Annotated in this window: 16 protein-coding genes and 1 pseudogene; 4 read left to right on the top strand and 13 right to left on the bottom strand. The window is 67.1% G+C overall.

The genetic code is table 11. The features are described from left to right. Positions 1 to 522 precede the first annotated feature (522 nt). The 5 genes from recJ to ACQRCJ_RS00065 all read right to left on the bottom strand — a co-directional run bounded on the left by recJ (position 523) and on the right by ACQRCJ_RS00065 (position 5,082). On the bottom strand, positions 523 to 2,253 hold the full coding sequence (gene recJ, locus ACQRCJ_RS00085; protein WP_297138663.1) for a single-stranded-DNA-specific exonuclease RecJ: 1,731 nt from the start codon (positions 2,251 to 2,253) through the stop codon (positions 523 to 525). 105 nt (positions 2,254 to 2,358) lie between these two features. Next, positions 2,359 to 3,051: an orotidine-5'-phosphate decarboxylase gene (pyrF, locus tag ACQRCJ_RS00080; RefSeq protein WP_006003862.1), complete on the bottom strand. Its 693-nt coding sequence runs from the start codon at positions 3,049 to 3,051 to the stop codon at positions 2,359 to 2,361. Between the two features lie 19 nt (positions 3,052 to 3,070). Beyond that, on the bottom strand, positions 3,071 to 3,688 hold the full coding sequence (gene gmk, locus ACQRCJ_RS00075; RefSeq protein WP_168935409.1) for a guanylate kinase: 618 nt from the start codon (positions 3,686 to 3,688) through the stop codon (positions 3,071 to 3,073). Positions 3,689 to 3,761: 73 nt separating this feature from the next. After that, on the bottom strand, positions 3,762 to 4,640 hold the full coding sequence (locus ACQRCJ_RS00070) for a YicC/YloC family endoribonuclease (protein ID WP_204674027.1): 879 nt from the start codon (positions 4,638 to 4,640) through the stop codon (positions 3,762 to 3,764). A 145-nt stretch (positions 4,641 to 4,785) separates the two neighbouring features. Further along, positions 4,786 to 5,082 carry an FmdB family zinc ribbon protein gene (locus tag ACQRCJ_RS00065; RefSeq protein ID WP_168935407.1) on the bottom strand — a complete coding sequence of 99 codons (297 nt, stop codon included), beginning with the start codon at positions 5,080 to 5,082 and terminating at the stop codon, positions 4,786 to 4,788. 204 nt (positions 5,083 to 5,286) lie between these two features. Here ACQRCJ_RS00065 and ACQRCJ_RS00060 point away from each other — a divergent pair, with 204 nt between their 5' ends. After that, positions 5,287 to 5,868 (top strand): DJ-1/PfpI family protein, encoded by a 582-nt coding sequence (locus ACQRCJ_RS00060; protein WP_040368924.1) that lies wholly within the window; start codon positions 5,287 to 5,289, stop codon positions 5,866 to 5,868. A 269-nt stretch (positions 5,869 to 6,137) separates the two neighbouring features. Here the strand turns inward: ACQRCJ_RS00060 and ACQRCJ_RS00055 are convergent, their stop codons facing one another. Continuing rightward, positions 6,138 to 6,626, bottom strand: a complete 489-nt coding sequence (locus ACQRCJ_RS00055) for a hypothetical protein (protein ID WP_289615836.1) — start codon at positions 6,624 to 6,626, stop codon at positions 6,138 to 6,140. A 380-nt stretch (positions 6,627 to 7,006) separates the two neighbouring features. Next, entirely contained in the window at positions 7,007 to 8,353 is a 1,347-nt protein-coding gene (locus ACQRCJ_RS00050; RefSeq protein ID WP_304026450.1) for a MiaB/RimO family radical SAM methylthiotransferase, read from the bottom strand. On the opposite strand from ACQRCJ_RS00050, the pseudogene ACQRCJ_RS00045 reads away from it, so the two are divergent. After that, a pseudogene (locus ACQRCJ_RS00045) lies at positions 8,344 to 9,261 on the top strand (M15 family metallopeptidase); the annotation flags it as partial. The gene ACQRCJ_RS00050 and the pseudogene ACQRCJ_RS00045 sit on opposite strands and share 10 nt — an antisense overlap. Before the next feature lie 324 nt (positions 9,262 to 9,585). On the opposite strand, the gene pgl reads toward ACQRCJ_RS00045, so the two are convergent. The 6 genes from pgl to ACQRCJ_RS00015 all read right to left on the bottom strand — a co-directional run bounded on the left by pgl (position 9,586) and on the right by ACQRCJ_RS00015 (position 15,292). Beyond that, positions 9,586 to 10,335, bottom strand: a complete 750-nt coding sequence (pgl, locus tag ACQRCJ_RS00040) for a 6-phosphogluconolactonase (RefSeq protein ID WP_168935403.1) — start codon at positions 10,333 to 10,335, stop codon at positions 9,586 to 9,588. 212 nt (positions 10,336 to 10,547) lie between these two features. Continuing rightward, positions 10,548 to 11,303, bottom strand: a complete 756-nt coding sequence (locus ACQRCJ_RS00035; RefSeq protein WP_303931756.1) for a class I SAM-dependent methyltransferase — start codon at positions 11,301 to 11,303, stop codon at positions 10,548 to 10,550. 160 nt (positions 11,304 to 11,463) lie between these two features. After that, positions 11,464 to 12,585 carry a metallophosphoesterase gene (locus ACQRCJ_RS00030; protein WP_303994785.1) on the bottom strand — a complete coding sequence of 374 codons (1,122 nt, stop codon included), beginning with the start codon at positions 12,583 to 12,585 and terminating at the stop codon, positions 11,464 to 11,466. Between the two features lie 122 nt (positions 12,586 to 12,707). Continuing rightward, positions 12,708 to 13,088, bottom strand: coding sequence for a RidA family protein (locus ACQRCJ_RS00025; RefSeq protein ID WP_006003888.1), 381 nt, complete (start codon positions 13,086 to 13,088; stop codon positions 12,708 to 12,710). A 24-nt stretch (positions 13,089 to 13,112) separates the two neighbouring features. Next, positions 13,113 to 14,339, bottom strand: coding sequence for an aromatic amino acid transporter (locus tag ACQRCJ_RS00020; protein ID WP_006003889.1), 1,227 nt, complete (start codon positions 14,337 to 14,339; stop codon positions 13,113 to 13,115). Further along, positions 14,336 to 15,292, bottom strand: a complete 957-nt coding sequence (locus ACQRCJ_RS00015) for a bile acid:sodium symporter family protein (RefSeq protein ID WP_303953471.1) — start codon at positions 15,290 to 15,292, stop codon at positions 14,336 to 14,338. Before ACQRCJ_RS00015 ends, ACQRCJ_RS00020 begins: the two co-directional genes overlap by 4 nt. Positions 15,293 to 15,543: 251 nt before the next feature. Between ACQRCJ_RS00015 and ettA the strand changes: the two genes are divergently transcribed. Both ettA and ACQRCJ_RS00005 read left to right on the top strand, forming a co-directional pair. After that, positions 15,544 to 17,226: an energy-dependent translational throttle protein EttA gene (gene ettA / locus ACQRCJ_RS00010; protein WP_006003892.1), complete on the top strand. Its 1,683-nt coding sequence runs from the start codon at positions 15,544 to 15,546 to the stop codon at positions 17,224 to 17,226. A 296-nt stretch (positions 17,227 to 17,522) separates the two neighbouring features. Continuing rightward, positions 17,523 to 19,115, top strand: a complete 1,593-nt coding sequence (locus ACQRCJ_RS00005) for a DUF4139 domain-containing protein (protein ID WP_427799147.1) — start codon at positions 17,523 to 17,525, stop codon at positions 19,113 to 19,115. Positions 19,116 to 19,270: the final 155 nt, after the last annotated feature.

Below are 19,270 nucleotides of genomic sequence, written 5' to 3'. Positions count from 1 at the left end.
TTGAAGGTGAGGGCGCGGCGCAGTCCCCTTGTCTCGTGGGGGGAGGGTGCCGCAGGCAGCCGTGGCCGCGGGCCTGTCCCGGACCGCCTGCCGGAGCAGGGATACGGGCGGGAGGGCCGGGCCGGACGGCGATGGCACGGGCGCGGGAAGCGCTCCCGGCGCTGCCGTTGGGGCTGCCGTGTTCAAAGGGTAAGCCTCAAATGGCATCTGTGAAGGATGCGGAAGGAAATTTCCGGGATTTTGTGGCCGCAGACAGGGCGCGCAGATACGGGGGATGCCATCCGCCCGGGGAGAAGAGGAGGTACGTCCCTGCACGGCGCGGCCCGGCGGTACCGCAGGGACATGGCTGACGGCAGCCTGGGGAGTGGCAGCAGGGCGATGGCTGCCCGGAACCTGCCGGCTGTGCGGGACGGCATCAGCTGGTGAAGAACGGAGATGCGTCCAGCGCTCCGCCAGAGGAGAAAGCAAAAGGGCCGCTTCCGTACGGGAAGAAGGCCCTTCAACGATCCTTATTTGCGCGGGCTAGTCGGCCACGGGCTGCCAGTCCTTGATGCCCACGTCGATGGAGGCCACGCCCCGGTAGTAGTCCAGGCGCGGCGTATAGGCCACACGGATGCGCGAGCCCACGGAAGAGGGCGGGAAGGCCGTGGCCATGTTCCAGCCCTTGGCCATGAGGGTGATGCCGCTGGCGCTGTCCTTCAGGCGCAGGCGCACATGGTCGCCGCTGTAGCCCAGCGGGCTGCGGTCCACCACCGTGAGTTCCGGGGAGGCGAAGACCGGTTCGGCATTGCCTGCCCCAAAGGGCTGCATGAGTTCCAGCTCCTGCAAGAAGGCGGAATCCGAAGCCTGCTGGAAATCCAGCTCGCATTCCAGCAGCAGGGCCGGGGTCAGGGGTTGCTCGCCCAGCTCGTCCGCCACGACCCGTTCGAAGGCCTCGCGGAAGCGTTCCAGCTGATTGGGTTCCAGGCGCACGCCCGCGGCCAGCTTGTGGCCGCCGAAGCCCGCCAGCACATGGGCCGTCTTCTGGAGCCCGGCGTAAAGGTCGAACTCGCGGATGGAGCGGCCCGAGCCCTTCATCATATTGTTGTCGTCGCAAAGGATGATGGTGGGCCGGTAGAATTCTTCCACGATGCGCGAGGCCACGATGCCCACGATGCCGGGGTGCCAGTCGCCGCCGTAGAGCACCAGGGCCGGGCGCTGGCGCTGCTCCAGCTGGCGGTGGGCCTGCTCGCGGGCGGCGGCCCAGATGCGCTCCTCTTCCTCGCGGCGCTGGGTGTTGAGGGCATCCAGATGCTGGGCCAGGCGGAGGGCCTCCACATGGTCCTTGCTGCGCAACAGCTGGAGGGCGGTGTCGGCCGCGCCCATGCGTCCGGCGGCATTGATGCGCGGCGCCAGACGGAAGACCACCTGCCCGGCGTTGAGGCGGGCGGCCGCGTCGGAACCGCTCACGGTCTTGAGGGCGGCGATGCCGGGACGGGCGGCCTCGGCCAGCTTGTCCAGCCCGCCGCGCACGAGGATGCGGTTCTGCCCGCCCAGGCGCATGACGTCGGCCAGCGTGCCCAGGGCCACCAGATCCAGCACCTTGTCCATCTTGAAGCGGCGGCCCGTGTGCGGGGCCAGGGCCGCGTTGACGGCGGCCATGAGGAAGAAGGCCACGCCCACACCGGCCAGATGGGGGCAGGGCATGTCGTCTTCCGGGCCCAGACGGGGATTGCAGATGGCGTCGGCCGGGGGCAGTTCCGGCGGCGGCAGGTGGTGGTCGGAGATGACCACGGTCATGCCCAGCTCGCGGGCGCGGGCCACGGCCGCCATGTCGGAGATGCCGCAGTCCACGGTGAGCAGGATGCCGCAGCCCTGCGCGGCCAGTTCTTCGATGGCCGGGATGTTCAGGCCGTAGCCTTCGCTGCGGCGGTCGGGCACATGCCACAGGGCTTCCAGGCCGTGGGCTTCCAGCACGTCCAGCACCAGCGTGGAGGACGTGATGCCGTCCACGTCGTAGTCGCCCCAGACGGCCAGCTTCTTGCCGTCCAGCAGAGCCTTGCTGATGACCTCGGCCGCCTGCGGGAACTGGGGCCAGCGGGACGGCGGCACCAGATCGGGCAGACGCGCGGAAAGATAGGCGTCCAGCTCTTCGGGGCTGTCCAGGCCGCGCCGCCAGAGGATGTCCAGCAGCAGGGGAGAGATGGAGAGCTCACGGGCCAGACCGCGCGGCGGCGAACCGGCGGGGGGCTCACGGAACAGCCAGCGCTTCATGCCGCCACCTCCCTGACAGGCCCGCGACGCCGGACGCTGCGGCGACGGGGCGTGCTTGAGGTGCGGAAAAGGGCAAGAGGGGCGCTGGCTGTCATGCGGTCTCCTTTAGACGGCGGCTTTCATCTCGGCCTGGATGGCACGGGCGGCCTCGGCGGGCGAGGGGGCCTTGAGGATGGGACGTCCCACCACCAGGAAGTCGGCACCGGCCTGCACGGCACGGGCGGGCGTCATGATGCGCTGCTGGTCGTCGGTATCGGCACCCGCGGGACGGATGCCGGGGCACAGGCAGCGCAGGCCCTGACAGGAGGCCTTGATGCGGGCGGCCTCATGGCCGGAGCAGACCACGCCGTCCAGGCCCCAGCCGCGGGCCTTGCCGGCCAGCTCCAGGGCAAAGTCCGAAGGATCGGCGCTGATGCCGGGCATCTCGCCGGGGCCGAAGCTGGTCAGGGCCGTGACGCCGAAAAGCTGGGGAGCCTTGCTGCCGTAGCTGTCGGCGGCAATACGGGCCTCGCTGCACATGCGCTCGCCGCCCTGGCAGTGCAGGGTCAGCAGTTCCGCACCGGCGGCGGCAGCGGCCTTGACGGCCTGGGCCACGGTGTGGGGGATGTCGTAGAATTTCATGTCCAGGAAGACATGGAAGCCAAGGTCGTGCAGTTCGCGGATGATGTCCGGGCCGGCCAGGGTGAACAGTTCCATGCCCACCTTGCACCAGGGCACGGCGCCTTGCAGTTCGCGGGCCAGGACGAGAGCGTCTTCCTTGCGGGGCAGATCCAGAGCGACAATGAGTTGGGCAGCCATCGTTCTTCTTCTTCTTCCTTTAAAGGAGGTGTCCGTTGTTCAGGGCCTCCACCAGCCCGGGGCGGCAGTGGGGAGCCAGGGTCGCGGCCAGGTAGGCGGCGCGCAGGTGGTCGTAAGCCGTGTCCAGGTCGTCATTGACGATGAGGGCATCATAGTGGGGCGCTTCCTGCATCTCGGCGCGGGCATTGGCCAGGCGGCGCAGGATGACGTCCTCGCTGTCCAGGCCGCGGCCGCGCAGGCGGCGTTCCAGTTCTTCCATGGAGGGCGGCAGGATGAAGAGGAAGCGGGCATCGGGCATGTTCTTGCGCAGCTGGGCGGCGCCCTGCACGTCGATGTCGAACAGGATGTCCTGGCCTTTGGCCAGCATCTCGCGCACAGGGGGCAGGGGCGTGCCGTAGAAGTTGCCGTGCACCTCGGCCCATTCGGCAAAATGGCCCTGGTCGCGCAGCTCCACGAAGCGTTCGCGGCTCAGGAAGTGATAGTCCTTGCCGTCCACTTCGCCCTCGCGGGGGGCGCGGGTGGTGCAGGAGATGGAATAGCCGAAGTTGGGGAATTCCTTGCGCAGGCGTTTGATGAGCGTGGTCTTCCCCGTGCCGGAGGGCGCGCTGATGACCAGCGCGATGCCGAGTCTGTTCATGATGTCAAAATCTCCTTCCGCAGGCAGGGCCCGCGGAGCTCAGTGTCGGACGACCGTGACGGGAACCCGCCGGCTATTCGAGGTTCTGTACCTGCTCGCGGCACTTTTCCAGTTCGTTCTTGAAATCGACCACCATGCGCGAAAGCTGCACATCGGGGATCTTGTTGCCGCAGGTGTTGATCTCGCGGAAGCATTCCTGCAGCGTGAAGTCCAGGCGGCGGCCGGCATCCTTGCCAGCATCCAGCAGTTCGTGCAGGCGGGCAAGGTGGGTGTGCAGGCGGGTCAGCTCTTCGGTGACGTCCAGACGGTCGGCCAGGATGGTGACCTCCTGCAGGAAGCGGTTCTCGTCCAGGCCGTTGACGGCTTCCAGCGCCTCGTTGAGGCGTTCGCGCATGACGGCGGCGCGCTCTTCCTTGATCTCGGGCGCGCGTTCGGCGATGAGGCCGGTCCATTCTTCCATGCGCAGGATGCGGGAATGCATGTCGCGGGCCAGGGCGCGGCCCTCGGCGGCGCGGGCGTCGTTCCAGTCTTCCAGGGCCAGGGACAGGCCTTCTTCCAGGGCCAGGGTCAGGCTCTCGTCCACTTCGTCACCGGCATCGCCCCACAGGCCGGGCAGGGCGAGCAGGGCATTGTAGTCGGGGGTGAAGGGCTCGCCACGGCGGGCAGCCAGTTCTTTCAGGCTGTCCAGCATGGCTTCGGCCTGCATGGCGTCAAAGCGCGGCGCGGGGCCGGTGCCGCCGGTGTACTGGAGGGTCAGGCTGATGTCCACGCGACCGCGGGAGGCGAAGCGGCGCACCACTTTTTCCAGGCGCGGCTCAAGGCTGCGCACGCTCATGGGCAGGCGCCATTTGAGGTCCAGATGGCGGCTGTTGACGCTTTTGACTTCCCATTGCTGGGTGAAGCCTTCGCTCTCTACCAGGCAGCGGCCGAAGCCGGTCATACTGCGCAGCATAATATCCCCCTGAAGTGAAAATATTCCAAAAGAATAGGCCAAGCAGCTCCATAATGCAAGGAACGCGCCCGCGCGGCTGGATACATGCCGCGGAAGGCGCGTCCCCAAAATGAACGTATCCTGCCAGGATACGGGGAGCCTAGGCTCAGGAGAACTTGCCGTTGCCGCCGCAGGCGGAGCCGGAGCTGGGCGCGGCGGGGGTGCTGCCGCCGCAGCCGCCGGCCTGGCCGCAACCGGCAAGGCCCTTGCCCATCTTGGAGGCCAGCGGATGCACCGGGCCGGGCTTGAAGGGGAAGGCGCCGGTCTTGAGCGGGCTGGGCACGCTCATCTGGCGCTGGGTCTCGGCATGGCCGCACTGGGGACAGGCGGGCGTCTCGTCACCGAACGCCAGCTCTTCGAACTGGGCCCCGCAGGCGGGGCAGACAAAATCATACAGGGGCATGGAGCACTCCTTGCCATGTTTTGGGCCGCAGCCGGGGCCGCGGGACAGTGGGGTGTATCGGCAGGCAGCCGCCGGGACGGAAAAGCTCCGGCTTGCCTCTTGTCTGTAACGTTCCGCTGCTTATATAAGCAGTATATGAGCGATGGCAAGTGCGGGCCCGGCTTCTTTGTTCCGGACGGGCGCCTTGCCGCACAGGAGTATACGATGAAAAAGATTCTGCTGCTGGCCGGCGATTATGTGGAAGATTACGAAGTGATGGTGCCTTTCCAGATGCTGCTGATGCTGGGCTACGAAGTCCATGCCGTCTGCCCGGGCAAGAAGGCCGGTGATTTCGTGCGCACGGCCATCCATGACTTCGAGGGCGACCAGACCTACAGCGAGAAGCGCGGCCACAACTTCGCCATCAACTATGACTTCGACAAGGTCGATGTGGCCGACTACGCCGGTCTGGTGGTGCCCGGCGGACGCGCTCCCGAATACCTGCGCCTCAACGAGCGCGTGCTGGAGATTGTGCGTGAATTCGACGCCGCCGGCAAACCCATCGCCGCCATCTGCCACGGCCCCCAGCTGCTGGTGAGCGCGGGCATCCTCAAGGGCCGCACCTGCACCTGCTACGCTGCGGTCAAGCCCGATGTGGTGGCCGCGGGCGCCACCTGGCATGACTTCAACGCCACGGCCAGCAACGCGGTGGTGGACGGCAATCTGGTCACGGCTCCGGCCTGGCCTGCGCATCCGGCCTGGATCGCCGCCTTCGTCAAGCTGCTGGGCGCCCAGATCAGCATCTAGCCAGCGAATAACAATATCCCCTGACAGAAGAGGAGGGAGCCTGCCCTGCGGCACGGCTCCCTCTTTGTGTATGGATTCGTCTGTTGAGCCCCGAGGCGCGAAACCAAAGGCATGCGCCATACGGGTGGGGCGTATGGGGATGGCCGGGGATGCAGGCACAGCGCTGTCCGGCCCATCCGGCATGTGCCTGCCCCGGTAGCCGACAGGAAGATCCTGGGCTGCCGGTGCGGGCCTGTCTTCTTTCTCCGGCGGGGAAGAGGGTTGCCTCTCTACCTCGTGCGGGCAAGGAAGACGGCGTCATTGCGGTAACGCACCGCAGGCTGCGTGGACGGGCCGCCCAGGTTCCCGCTGTTGTCCTCGGCAAAGATGCCGCGCTGGCCGATGCGCGAGACGAAGCCGGGATGCGCCTGGTAGTGGGGCTTTTCCGGCTGCTGGGGGATGGGCGTCACGCTCTGGAGCACGAGGCAGGCTCCCACACGGCCCGCCTGGGCGACGGCATCGTCGGCGGATGCGGGGACGGCGCTTTCCCATGTGGCCCGGCCCAGACGGACATAGCCGTCAGCAAGGGCCGCGGCAAGGCGTTTTTCCATAACGGATGACGGGAGCTGTTCCACGCGGGGCGCGCTACAGGATTCAAGGGTATCCACGGGGCGGACATGGTCGTCCGCCGCCTGATAATGACGGGAAAAACCGCCGGCACAGCCGGATGCCAGCAGGGTGAGGCCCAAAAGGGCGGGGAGAGCATAGCGGCAGGACATGGCATTTCCTCTCTTGGTTACAGGGATGCGGCCGGAAAGGAGGGAAGGGAGAGCGTTCGCTCCAGTCATGCATGCCGTGGCACGGGGCGGTGGCGGGCAGATCTTGTTGTCGGGAGCGGGACTTTCCCGTCCGGCCGTTGGGACGGGGAGCAAGAAACATATTTTGTTGCTATGTTTTATTTCAGGAATCGGAACTTTTAGCAAGTTCTTTCCGGCAACCATCCCGCCGTATCACGCGGTATCTTGAGAGGATGGAGCCGGAGGAGGCGCTGGCCGCTGCTGCCACTGTCCTGAGTGCCTTGCGGGCATGCCCGGCAGGGCTTCGGACATCGACAGCGGCGGACGACAACGCCCCTCCCCGGGCTCCGGAACAACGAGACCTAGTCCGCCAGCGGCTCCACCAGCAGGCCCTTGTCCGTGACGGACAGGGGACGCACGGCCAGCAGTTCGCGACCGGGATGGGCCCCGGCGGGCAGGATGCAGGGCACATAGAATTCATTGACGCCCTTGATGGCTTTGCGACGGCGGGCAGGGGCCTGGTCGGGGGCGGGGCTGTCGGCGGCCAGCAGCATGCGCGGCAGGGCCAGCTGTGCCTGCCAGAAAGCCTGACGGCGTTCTTCCACGGCGGCGCGGACGCGGGCGGCCCGCTCCTGCTTGACCTGCTGGGGCAGGTGGCCGTCAAAGCGGTCGGCGGCAGTGCCGGGGCGACGGGAATAGGGGAAGACGTGGGCATAGCTGAAGGGCGTCTCGCGCACGAAATCCAGCAGGCAGGCCACATCTTCCTCACGCTCGCCCGGGAAGCCCGCGATGATGTCCGCCCCCAGCCCCATGACGGGCCAGTGGGCGTGCAGGCGTTCCACGGCACGCTGGAGCATTTCTGCCGTGTAGTGGCCGCGGCCCATGCGACGCAGCACGGGCTGGCTGGCATGCTGCAGCGAGATGTGCAGCTGCGGGCAGAGCATGCGGCAGGCCATAAGGGTCTCCACCCCTTCGTCATCGAGCTGCGACGGCTCCAGGGAGCTGATGCGGAAGCGGCCGCGTCCGGCGAATTCCGGGGCCAGGGCGGCATCCAGACGGCGGAGCAGGCTCCAGAAATCACCGAAATCAGCGTTGTCCCGGCCATACTGGCGCAGATTGATGCCGGAGATCATGATCTCGGCATGTCCGGCCAGCAGCAGGCGCCGGGCCTCGGCGATGACGTCTTCCGGCGGGCGGCTCAGGCAGCGGCCGCGGGTGAGGGGCACGATGCAGTAGGTGCAGCGGTGCTGGCAGCCGTCCTGCACCTTGAGCACGGGGCGGGCGCGCCGGAAGCCGCTGATGGCAAAGGGCGGGTAGGAAGGGGCCTGCGCTTCTCCTGCCGGAGCCTGGGCTTCTTCCGTCCAGGGCCCGGCCAGCAGCAGGCGCTTGTCGCCCTGGGGCAGGACGAGGTCCGGCTGCACGCAGTCCTCGTGGCCGTGCCGGCGAAAGTCCTCGAACAGGCGGGCCGCACAACCGGTCAGGATCAGGCGGGCAGCGGGGGCCGCACGGCGCAGACGGAACACGGCATTGCGGGCATCGCGCTCCCCTCGGGCCGTGATGGCGCAACTGTTGACGCAGACCACGTCCGCCTGGGCGGGGTCGTCGCATTCCACGCCGCCACGGGCCTGCCAGGCCTCGCGCAGGGATTGCGTTTCGTACTGGTTCACCTTACAGCCAAAGGTAATGAAGTAGAATTTCCATGCTTGCATGGCTGCTATGTAGGGCAAAGGCCGTCCCCTTGACAAGAGGCGGCCGGACCCGCTGGAGATGGATGATGAAAGGATGTGTGTGGCGGCATCCCTCCCGCTGGGGCGGGCTGCTGTTGTGGCTGTTGCTGTTGCCGCTGTGCTGTACGGCGGAGACGGCTGCCGGCGAACGTGGCGGCGAGCTCTCCGGGCTGTCCGCCGAGGACCGTATCAATCTGCTGTGCCTGCGTTCGGCCTACCCGCAGATCAGGGCGGTGGAATCCGGGCCTGACGGGATCTGGCTGCGCCTGGAAGGGGAGCGGCGGGTGCTCTATGCCTCGGCAGCGGAGCTGGCGGCCCATCCTTATGATGATGCGACTCTGCTGGACAGGGAACAGCGCCTGGCCCGGCGTCTCGATCCCGCACGCATGGATGTCTCGCTGCGTGCCAGCATGCACTTGCCCTATCTGCCGGACCCGGAACGGGCGGCCACGCCGCGGGGCTATTCGCCCGGCCGCTGGCGCAGCTATGCCTTTTTGGAGGCCCTGTACGGTGCGGATGCGGCCACGGTCCGCCGGGGCCTGGGCGTGACGTCCCTGCAGGGGCGCAAGGTGCGGATGAGCGGGGCCGCCGTGCGGGCGCTGGCCGCCGTGGACGGCCGCCTGCGCGAGGCCGTGCGGCAGCGGCCGGAGCTCAAGCCCTGGCTGGTCTCGGCCGGAGGCTTTTTGTGGCGCCCCATTGCCGGAGAGCAGCGCCTGAGCCCGCATTCCTTCGGTATCGCCATCGACCTGAGCCCGCAGCGGGCGCCGTACTGGCGCTGGGCCAGGATGGAGCGCCATCCCCTGCAACAGTCCTACGACAGCGAGATCGTCCGGGCCTTCGAGGCCGAGGGCTTCATCTGGGGCGGCAAATGGCACGAATACGATCTGATGCACTTCGAATACCGGCCCGAGATCATGGCCAAGGCCCGTGTGCTGCACCAGCTGGAGACGGCGGGCGGGAGCGGGCTCGAAGGTCTTCCCGGCGGGGCCGAGCGGGACGGCGGGACAGTCGCGTCCCCTCATGACCTGTCGGGAGTGGGGGCGGCAGGAGGGGAGCAACGGCTGAGAGGCATCTGTCCCGACGGCCGTCCCTGGCGGGCAGCGAGCCGGGGCGGGGATGATGTGTCGTCGCGAACGTGTCGGGCAGGCAGAACCCGCAAAAAAAGGAGGGGTCCCGGTGGGGCCCCTCCTTTGTCATTCGTATGGCGGGACGGCCTAGTCCTGACCGGTGGCCGCGGCCTCGTCCACGACCCAGATCAGGTCGCCCACGCTGGGGCGCACCATCTGGGCAGGCAGGGTGGGCTCGGCCAGCAGATCCAGCACCTGGCCCAGCACCTGATGCTTTTCCTTGCCCGTGACCAGGAACATGCAGCAGCGGGAGTTGTTGATGACCGGCAGGGTCAGGGTCAGGCGGTCGGCCTTGCGTTCGGGCACATACTGGTCGATGACCAGACGCTTGCGTTCGGCCAGGGCCGGAGAGTTGGGGAAGATGGAACCGGTGTGGCCGTCATCGCCCATGCCCAGGATCATGAAGTCGAAGCGGGGCAGGTCGTTGGGACCGATATTGAAGTCCTGACGGATCTGCTGCTCGTATTTGACGGCAGCTTCCACAGGGTCGATGTCGCCGCGCATGCGGTAGAAGTGGGTGGCAGGCACATGGCTCAGCAGTTCGCGGCGGGCAAGGCCGTAGTTGCTGTCAGGATGGTCGGGACCCACGCAGCGTTCGTCCACCCAGAAAAAGTTCATCTTGTCCCAGGGCAGGCGGTCGGCCCAGTCACTGGCCGCCAGCAGACGGAACAGGGGGATGGGCGTCTGGCCGCCGGAAAGGGCGATGCGGAACACGCCGCGTTCGGCCACGGCTTCTTCACAGGCGGCGGCCAGGATATGGGCGGCGCGCTCGGCCATGGCGGCAGGATCTTTATGGATATGCACGGAAAGATGGATGGATCTGCTGCGCGCTTTCATGATGATCTCCTTATTGTGGACTGCGCAATAAAAACGGCGCGGCACAGGATACCGCCCGTGTTGCTGTCATTTCCTTCAGGACGTACCACCATAATGCAGGGCGGTGCCGGCGGCAAGCCCCCTGAGGCTTGTCTGCCGCTGCGGGCGGGAGAGGAATGCCGAAAATCCCCTGCGCTGTGGTCTCCGGGAACAGAAAAAATTTTTCCTGTGATTCAGGGATGCTGTTTTTGTGCCGGGGGCTGGCCGGTGGTACGCAGGGAGTCGTACTCCATGACGGGGCGGGCGGTATCCAGACGGGGGCGCAGACGCAGGGGCAGGGGGGTGCCCGTACGGCGGGGCGACATGTCCAGACGCAGGACGCACCAGGCCCCGAAGGGCAGGCGGGAAAGGGCCGCGGCATGGACGTGCGTCCCGTGATGCCAGCGGCAGGCGGGCCGCCAGAGGCAGCTTGCCGCGTGCAGTCGTCCCGGGCGGGCGGCCAGCAGGCGCCAAGCGGTCCAGAAGGGCAGGCAGTGCCCGGGCCAGGCATGGCGACGCCCGTGCAGCCGCCAGGTCAGCCAGGGCAGGGAGGCGCTGTTCCAGAAGGTGAGGGCCAGACCGCAGGCCGCCACGCGGCAGGCCTCGCCCAAGGCCGCAGGCAGGGCGGCGGGCGGCAGTTCGTCGGCCCGCAGCAGTACCCAGTCGAAACTGTTGTCGGCAAAGGGCAGCCAGTCCGGGGACGCGGCTTCTATCTCCACGCCTTGCGGGGCCCTGCGCCGGGCCTGTTCCCGCAGGGCCGGAGAGGTCTCGCAGGCGCTCAGGTCAAAGCCGCTCTGCCAGAGCGGAGGCAGGACATGCCCCGCCCCGCAGCCGATGACCAGCAATTCTCTGCCCCGGCGCGGCCAGGGGGCCAGCATGGAGAGCAGCAGGGCTGTCCTTTCCGGCAGGGCGATGTGCTGATGGAACGGGCTGGGGGGCGGGAGGGGCATGCAGGCTCCTTGAAGGTGAGGGTTCTCTATCCTGCTAATGTAGGGCCTGCCGGAGCGGCAGGCAAGAGGGATGCGGGATGAAGTCCCGATGCTCCAGGGGATGTCCGGCCTGCGGGAGCGGGAAAAAAGGCGGGCAGACGGGCTCCGGGAGGGCGATGCGTCATCGCGGCGCGCGCAGGACCAGCAGCAGGATCTCGGAAGGCACGCCCAGGCGCAGGGGAAAACCGCCCCACAGGCCGCTGCCGGGGCCCACATACAGGCGGGCGTCGTCCCGGGCATACCAGCCGCGCACGAAACCGCCGTTGAACAGGGCCACGCCCTGATCCAGCAGCAGGGCCAGCCCGCCGTGGGTATGGCCGGAAAGCTGCAGGTCGATTTCCGGGGCCGTCTCATGGAAGAGCTCCGGCTTGTGGGCCATGAGGATGCGCGGTCGCGGCGTCCCCTCCAGGGCCCTGTGCGGATCGGGGCCGGGCAGGCCGAAGCGACCGGCCACATTGTCGGTGACACCGGCCACGGTCAGGTGGCTGCCCCGCACCGGCAGCACCGCGGCCTCGTTCTCCAGCAGGGTGATGCCGTGAGCGCGCAGGACGGGCCGCCAGGCAGGCAGGTCGGAGTAATATTCATGGTTGCCCGGGCAGGCGAAGACGCCCAGCGGCGCCCGCAGGTCGGCCATGGGCGCGAAGTCCTCGCACCGCAGGGCGGGGCTGCCGTCCATAAGGTCCCCCGTGAGCAGGATGATGTCCGGCCTGAGGGCATTGGTCCTGTCCACCACGGCCCGGGTCCACTCGGCGGGGAAGTTGCGGCTGATGTGCAGGTCCGTGAGCTGGGCCACGCGCAGGCCGTCCAGGGCGGGAGGCAGGCCGGGCAGGACGATCTCCTGCGTGCGGACATCGGGGATGCGCAGTGCCGCGGGCACGGCCATGACGGTCATCACCAGGGCCACCAGCAGCAGGGCGGCCATCTGCCGGTTGCTGCCGGGCAGGGCCGGAAGACCCGGACGCAGGCGGCGCGCCAGCCACCAGATGAGGCAGACGCCGTCCCGAAGCAGCGAGAGCAGGGCCAGCAGGAAGAAAAGCACATGCGGCACGCCCGTGCTGACCAGCACCCAGCGCGGCAGCTCGGGATTGAAGGTGGCGTAGAGCAGGGAAAAAATGTGCAGGCGGAAGCCCACCAGCAGCACCAGCAGGGCCAGCAGCATCTTGAGCGGCCGCTTGCAGCGCAGGGGCAGCACGCAGCGGACCAGCATGTAGACGCAAAGGATGGTCGTGACGATCTTGAGCATAGGCAGGGAGCGGAGGAAGGCGCGGCTCCGGGACAGGCGGCAGGAAGCCGGCCGGGGGAACGCAGGGAGCCGGATGGAAAAAGGAGGGGCATCCCTTTGCAGGACGCCCCTCCCGGACAGGCTTAGAGGGCGGCGATGGCTTCCACTTCCACCTGGGCGCCCAGAGGCAGGCTCTTGATGGCCACGCAGGAACGGGCGGGGAAGGGTTCGCAGAAGTATTTCTTGTAGACTTCGTTGACCTTGGGGAAGTCGTTCATGTCGGCGATGAACACGGTGGTCTTGACCACGTTGGCGGTGGTCAGGCCCTGGGATTCCAGCAGGGCCACCACGTTCTTGCAGCACTGCTCGGCCTGGGCGCAGATGTCGCCTTCCACCAGCTTGCCGGTGGCGGGATCCAGCGGGATCTGGCCGGAGAGGAAGAAAATGTCGCCCACGCGGATGCCCTGGCTGTAGGGGCCCACGGCGGCAGGAGCGTTGGGGGTGCTGATGACGTCCTTGTTCATGAGGAACTCCTTGCGTATTGGCTGCTACTTGAAGACAGGCAGCAGGTTGAAGACATACAGGGTATGGCAGACGGCCACGATGATGCCGTAGACCAGCAGCAGGGGCACGGTGGTGGAACCGCCGGGCACGCGGTACAGGCTGGCCTGGAACTTGCGGCGGCTGGCGCGCAGCAGCAGGGCGGGCACGATGACCGACCAGATGGAGGCCGCCAGACCGGCCCAGCCGATGGCGGGCAGGAAGCCGTCGGGCCAGATGATGCCGCCGATCATGGGCGGCACGAAGGTGATGAGCATGGTCTTGGTGCGGCCCAGGCGGCTGTTGTCGAAGCCGCACAGGTCGGCCATGTAGTCGAACAGGCCAAGGCCCGCGCCCAGGAAGGACGTGGCGATGGCGAACAGGGCAAAGGCCTCCAGCATCTTGAGGATGATGCCGCCCAGGCTGGTGCCGGAAGCGGCCACCAGATCGCCCACGTTGGTGATGTGCTTGAAGTCGTCACGCGGGATGATGCCGTCGGCGGCGGCGATCCAGACCACGTAGCAGAGCAGGGCGATGACCGTACCGATGCGCAGGCAGCTGTTGATGGTGCGGGCGTCCTTGCCCAGATATTTGATGAGGCTGGGCACCGAGGCGTGGAAGCAGAAGGAGGTCAGGTAGGTGGAGGCCGCGCCGAAGATGAAGATGAATTCGCCGCTCTGGCCGTCCAGGCCCAGCATGGAATCCAGGCGGGCCTGACCGATCATGCCGCCGATGGACAGCAGGAAGGTGATGACCATGCCGCCCATGAGGATGGCGGACAGACGGTCCACAGCCTTGGAGCTCCACCAGACACAGGCCGTGAGCAGGATGGTGAAGATCAGGCTGGTGAGGACACGGGGCGGCGTGATGCCCCAGCTGGACTGCAGGGCATGCTGGACCACGGAGCCGCCGCTGCTGACGTAGGCATAGACCAGCGTGTAGAGCACGAAGGCCACGGAAAAGCCGTTGAGCACGCTCCAGAAGGAACCCAGCGTGTTCTGCACCAGGGTGTGCAGGCTGTCGCCGGGCTCGAACAGCAGGTTGACTTCAAGGATGGCCTGGCTGGCGCGCAGCATGCAGAACCAGGAAAGCAGCATGAGCACCATGGACCAGTTGAACCACATGCCGGCCGAGGTCATGGGCAGGGCCAGCATGCCCGCGCCGATGGCCGTACCGGCCACCATCATGGAACCGCCCAGAGTGCGTTGGAAACCCTCACCGAAAATGAACTTCATGAATCCTTCTCCCCGGAATCAGACGTTACGGGACGCGTTGCCCAGAAGTTGGAGAGCAGCGCGCCGGAAATGTTCTGCCAGACGCTGAACAGGGCGCCGGCAATGGCGGCGGCAGGCGTAAAGTGCGCCAGCGCCAGGGCTGTGGCCAGCCCGGAATTCTGTGTGCCTATCTCTATGGCCAGGGCGCGGCGGCGCGGCGGCGCAAAGCGCAGCCGGCAGGCGGCGAACCAGCCCACGGCCAGGCCAAGGAGGTTGTGGGCGATGACCGCCGCGAAGATGGCGGGCCCGGCCGAAAGGATGTTCTGCGCATTGACGGCGATGATGCCGGCGATGACCAGGGTGATGACCAGGGCCGAGGCCAGCGGCAGGAAGGGCATGAGCCTGTCCACCAGGCCGCGCTGGAAATGGTGCAGCAGCAGCCCCAGCAGCACGGGCACCAGCACGATCTTGACGATGGACCAGAAAAGGCCGCCCATGTCCACCGGCACCCACACACCGCCCAGCAGCCAGGTCAGCGGCGGGGTCAGCAGCAGCGAGACCAGGGTGGCCGCTGCCGTCATGGCCACGGAAAAAGCCACGTCGCCGCGGGCGATGAAGGTCAGCACGTTGGAGGCCGTCCCGCCCGGGGCCGTGCCCACCAGGATCATGCCCATGGCCAGTTCCGGCGGCAGGGCGAACACATGGCACAGGGCAAAGGCCAGCAGCGGCATGCAGCCGAACTGCACCACCAGTCCCAGCCCCAGATCGCGGGGATGCCGCAGCACATGGCTGAAGTCCTGCCAGTGCAGGGTCATGCCCATGCCCAGCATGATGATGCCCAGCATGGCGGAAATATGCGGCGCCACCCAGGAAAAGATCCAGGGTTGCCACAGGGCCAGCGCCGAGAAGGCGATGATGATGACACCCATGAAGCGGGTCAGGGCAACACTGAGCCTGCGCAGAACCGACAGCATACGACCTCCTCCTTTGCGGACATGATGAACCATGCATCTTGGCAGACTCAGGGCGGCAAATCAAGCCGTTCATCCGGCCGCGGGAACAGACAAAATCCCCGGCCGGGGACGTGGGCAAAGGGAGGTCGCTCACGCATCCCTGACGCCGGGCATGTTCCCGTGGCTGCGGCGCGTGCTTGAAATGTGGCGCAAGCCCGGCTAGACTGTACGCCCTGCCGGCCCGGCCGGCACACATCACTTTTGAGGATACTATGAGCAACGAACCGGACAAGATCATTTATTCCATGATCCGCGTGTCCAAGCGCCACGGCCAGAAAGAAGTGCTGAAGGACATCTCCCTTTCGTACTTCTACGGGGCCAAGATCGGCGTTTTGGGCCTCAACGGCGCGGGCAAGTCCAGCCTGCTGAAGATCCTGGCCGGTGTGGACGAAGCCTTTGACGGCAAGACCGTGCTGGCTCCCGGCTACACCATCGGCTACCTGGAACAGGAACCCCTGGCCGGGGAGACCCGCACCGTGCGCGAGGTGGTGGAAGAGGGTGTGAGCGAACTCATGGCCATCGCCAAGGAGTTCGAGGAAATCAATGCCCGTTTCGCCGAACCCATGGAACCTGAGGAGATGGACGCCCTCATCGAGCGTCAGGCCCAGGTGCAGGAACTGATGGACCACAAGGGCGTGTGGGATCTGGACGCCCGTCTGGAAATGGCCATGGACGCCCTGCGCTGCCCGCCGGCCGACATGACCGTGGACAAGATCTCCGGTGGCGAACGCCGCCGCGTGGCCCTGTGCCGCCTGCTGCTGCAGGCCCCGGACATCCTGCTGCTGGACGAACCCACCAACCATCTGGATGCCGAATCCGTGGCCTGGCTGGAGCGTTACCTCTCCACCTTCCCCGGTACGGTCATCGCCGTGACCCACGACCGCTACTTCCTGGACAACGTGGCCGGCTGGATCCTGGAACTGGACCGCGGCCGGGGCATCCCGTGGAAGGGCAACTACTCCTCCTGGCTGGAACAGAAGCAGAAGCGCCTGGCCAATGAGGAAAAGGCCGAAGCCGACCGCCAGAAGACCCTGGCCCGCGAACTGGAGTGGATCCGCATGTCGCCCAAGGGCCGCCACGCCAAGGGCAAGGCCCGCATCAACGCCTACGAGGCCATGCTCTCCCACGAGAGCGAGAAGCGCGCCCCGGATCTGGAGATCTACATCCCGCCGGGACCGCGTCTGGGCAAGAGCGTCATCGAGCTCACCGGCGTCAGCAAGAGCATGGGCGACCGTGTGCTGATGGAAGATGTCAACGCCATCATCCCGGCCGGTGCCATCGTGGGCATCATCGGCCCCAACGGCGCGGGCAAGACCACGCTCTTCAAGATGCTGGTGGGGCAGGAACAGCCCGATACCGGCACCGTGAAGGTGGGCGATACCGTGCAGTTCGCCTATGTGGACCAGGGCCGCGAGTCCCTGGAACCGGGCAAGAGCGTGTACGACATCATCAGCGAAGGCCACGACACCATCAAGCTGGGCAGCCGCGAAGTCAACGCCCGTGCCTACTGCACGCGCTTCAACTTCCACGGTGCCGACCAGCAGAAGAAGGTGGACGTGCTTTCCGGTGGCGAGCGCAACCGTCTGCACCTGGCCCGGATGCTGAAATCCGGCGCCAACGTGCTGCTGCTCGACGAACCCACCAACGATATCGACGTCAACACCATGCGCGCCCTGGAAGACGCCCTGGACAACTTCGCCGGCTGCGTGCTGGTGGTGAGCCACGACCGCTGGTTCCTGGACCGCATCGCCACGCACATCATGGCCTTCGAGGGCGACTCCAGCGTCATCTTCTTCGAGGGCAACTTCAGCGAATACGAGGAAGACCGCAAGAAGCGTCTGGGCAAGGAAGCGGAGACCCCGCACCGGCCCAAGTTCCGCAAGCTGACCCGCTGATGTTCGCCGCGGCTGTCCCGTCGCTCCGTGCCCTTGCCGGCATGGGCGCGACGGGGCGGCCCGGCCCCGCCTTTCCTGCCTGCCCCCGGGACGACCCGGCAGGCAGGGCTTTCCCGGAGGCACGGCATGGTGCCGTGTCCCCGTCCCGGCCGGGACGTCTTTCCCGGCTTTCCCCTACGCCTTCCTGTCCGGGGCGCCCGCCCCGGGATCCTTTTCCTCTTCCCGGCCTGGGCACAGGCCACCTGCCGGTTCCGGACAGGGCGGTATTACTGACCTGAAAAGTCAGGAACAGGATGATGAAACAAAAGACAACTGGACACCGTCGTATCCCTTCCCGCCTGCTGGGAGTCTCGCTCCTGCTGGCGGGCATGAGCCTTGTCCCCGTATCCGGGCCGGTCTGGGCCCGCGAAGGCGCCACCGCGGCCACGTTCGGCCTGGTGGACGAAGCGCCGCATACCTTCCTGCGCCCGAAGCAGGTCTCCCTCTTCCCCACCCACGCGCTGGTGCAGGGGGAGGAAGAGCTGGAGGTCCGTGTGCGGGACGGCGTGGGGCGTGTGGAACTTTTCGTGCCCGAGAACGCCCGCAACCTGCAGTTCGACCTGGGGGACGTGCGTCTTGCCAGCTGGCGCAGCCGGGTGGCCCCGGCCGCCGTGGCCGACGGTGACGCCCGCCGCCGCCAGGATCTGCTGGCCCGCAAGCGTGCCGTGGAAGGCGAGCTGGAAGCCGTCTCGGCCCGTCTTGGCCTGTGGACGGCCCATGCCGGGGAACGGAGCCTGGAAGCTCTGGAAAAGCTGGATGCCCGCATGGCCGAAGTCATCCCCCGCCTGCGTGAGCGTCAGGCCGCCCTGCAGCGCGAGCTGAAGACCATCAGCAATGTGCTGGCCAGCCTGCCGCGCGTGACGGAGAGCGGCCAGCTGGTGATCCTGCTGCTGGACGGCGCACCGGCCGGGAAGGTCCGCGTACGCTACGCCTACACGCTGGACAACAGCGGCTGGGATCCCGTCTATGATCTGGATGCCCGGCCGGAAGAAGGCACCATCCGCGTGCTCCTGACGGCCCGGTTGCGCCAGAACTCGGGCATGGACTGGCGCGGGTGTGACCTGTCCATCGTCTGGCAGGACGCCCGTCCGCTGGATGCGCCCGCCCTGCCTGTCTGGCGGGTGGACGATGGCCCGGTGCCGCGTCCTTACGCCCGGGCCGCTGCGGAATTCAAGGCCGCCCCTGTGGTGCTGGCCGCCCGGGCCGACAGCGCGCCCAACGCTCCCGCCGCTCCTGTGCCGGTGCTGGACAAGGGAACCTATGCCCGCTGGGATCTGGGCCGCGTGACCCTGCCGCAGGGGCAGGAACGCCTTGTGCTGCGGCAGGAAGAATGGAAGGCCCCCCTGCAGTGGGTGGCCCGTCCTGACGAGCAGGGCAGCCCGGTGTGGCTGATGGTGGAACGGGCGCTGGACAGCACTCCCTGGCCTTCGGCCCAGGCCGAGTTCTCCGTGGACGGCCTGCCGGTGGGATCGGGGCGTTTCGTGCCCGAAGGCAATAAGGTGCGCCTCTATTTCGGGGTGGATCCCCGCGTGTCGGTGACCACCACCACGGACGACAAACGTCGCGGTGAGACCGGGATCATCGGCAAGCGCCAGACCTGGAGCTGGAACTGGACCTACACGGTGCACAACGCGCGTGCCCAGGCCGTGACGGTGCGTGTGGAGCGGCCCGAGCCCCTGCCCGTCAACAAGTCCGTGGAAGTGTCGCTGGACGGCACCCGGGCGCAGAAGGGCGAGGATCACAGCCTGTTCTGGAAGGTGGAGGTGCCCGCGGGCGAGAGCCGCAGCATCAGCCACGGCGTGAACGTCAGCGCACCAGCCGAGCTGGGCCTGAGCCCTGTGGCGCCGTAAAACGTTTTTTTTGTTGTGAGGTCCCTTCCGTCGCCTGACGGCGGGAGGGACTGGAGGCCGGACAAGGGCGGGACATCCCGCCCTTTTTTCGTCTCTTCGCAGGCTGGTCGCCGGGCAGGGATGGCGGGAAGAAGAGACTCGGTACTTGTCTGAAG

This window comes from Desulfovibrio sp. SGI.102 (assembly GCF_050314315.1).
Taxonomy (GTDB): domain Bacteria; phylum Desulfobacterota; class Desulfovibrionia; order Desulfovibrionales; family Desulfovibrionaceae; genus Desulfovibrio.
Note: the sequence above shows the minus strand (reverse complement) of the source record. Positions and strands in the feature narration are given on the sequence as shown.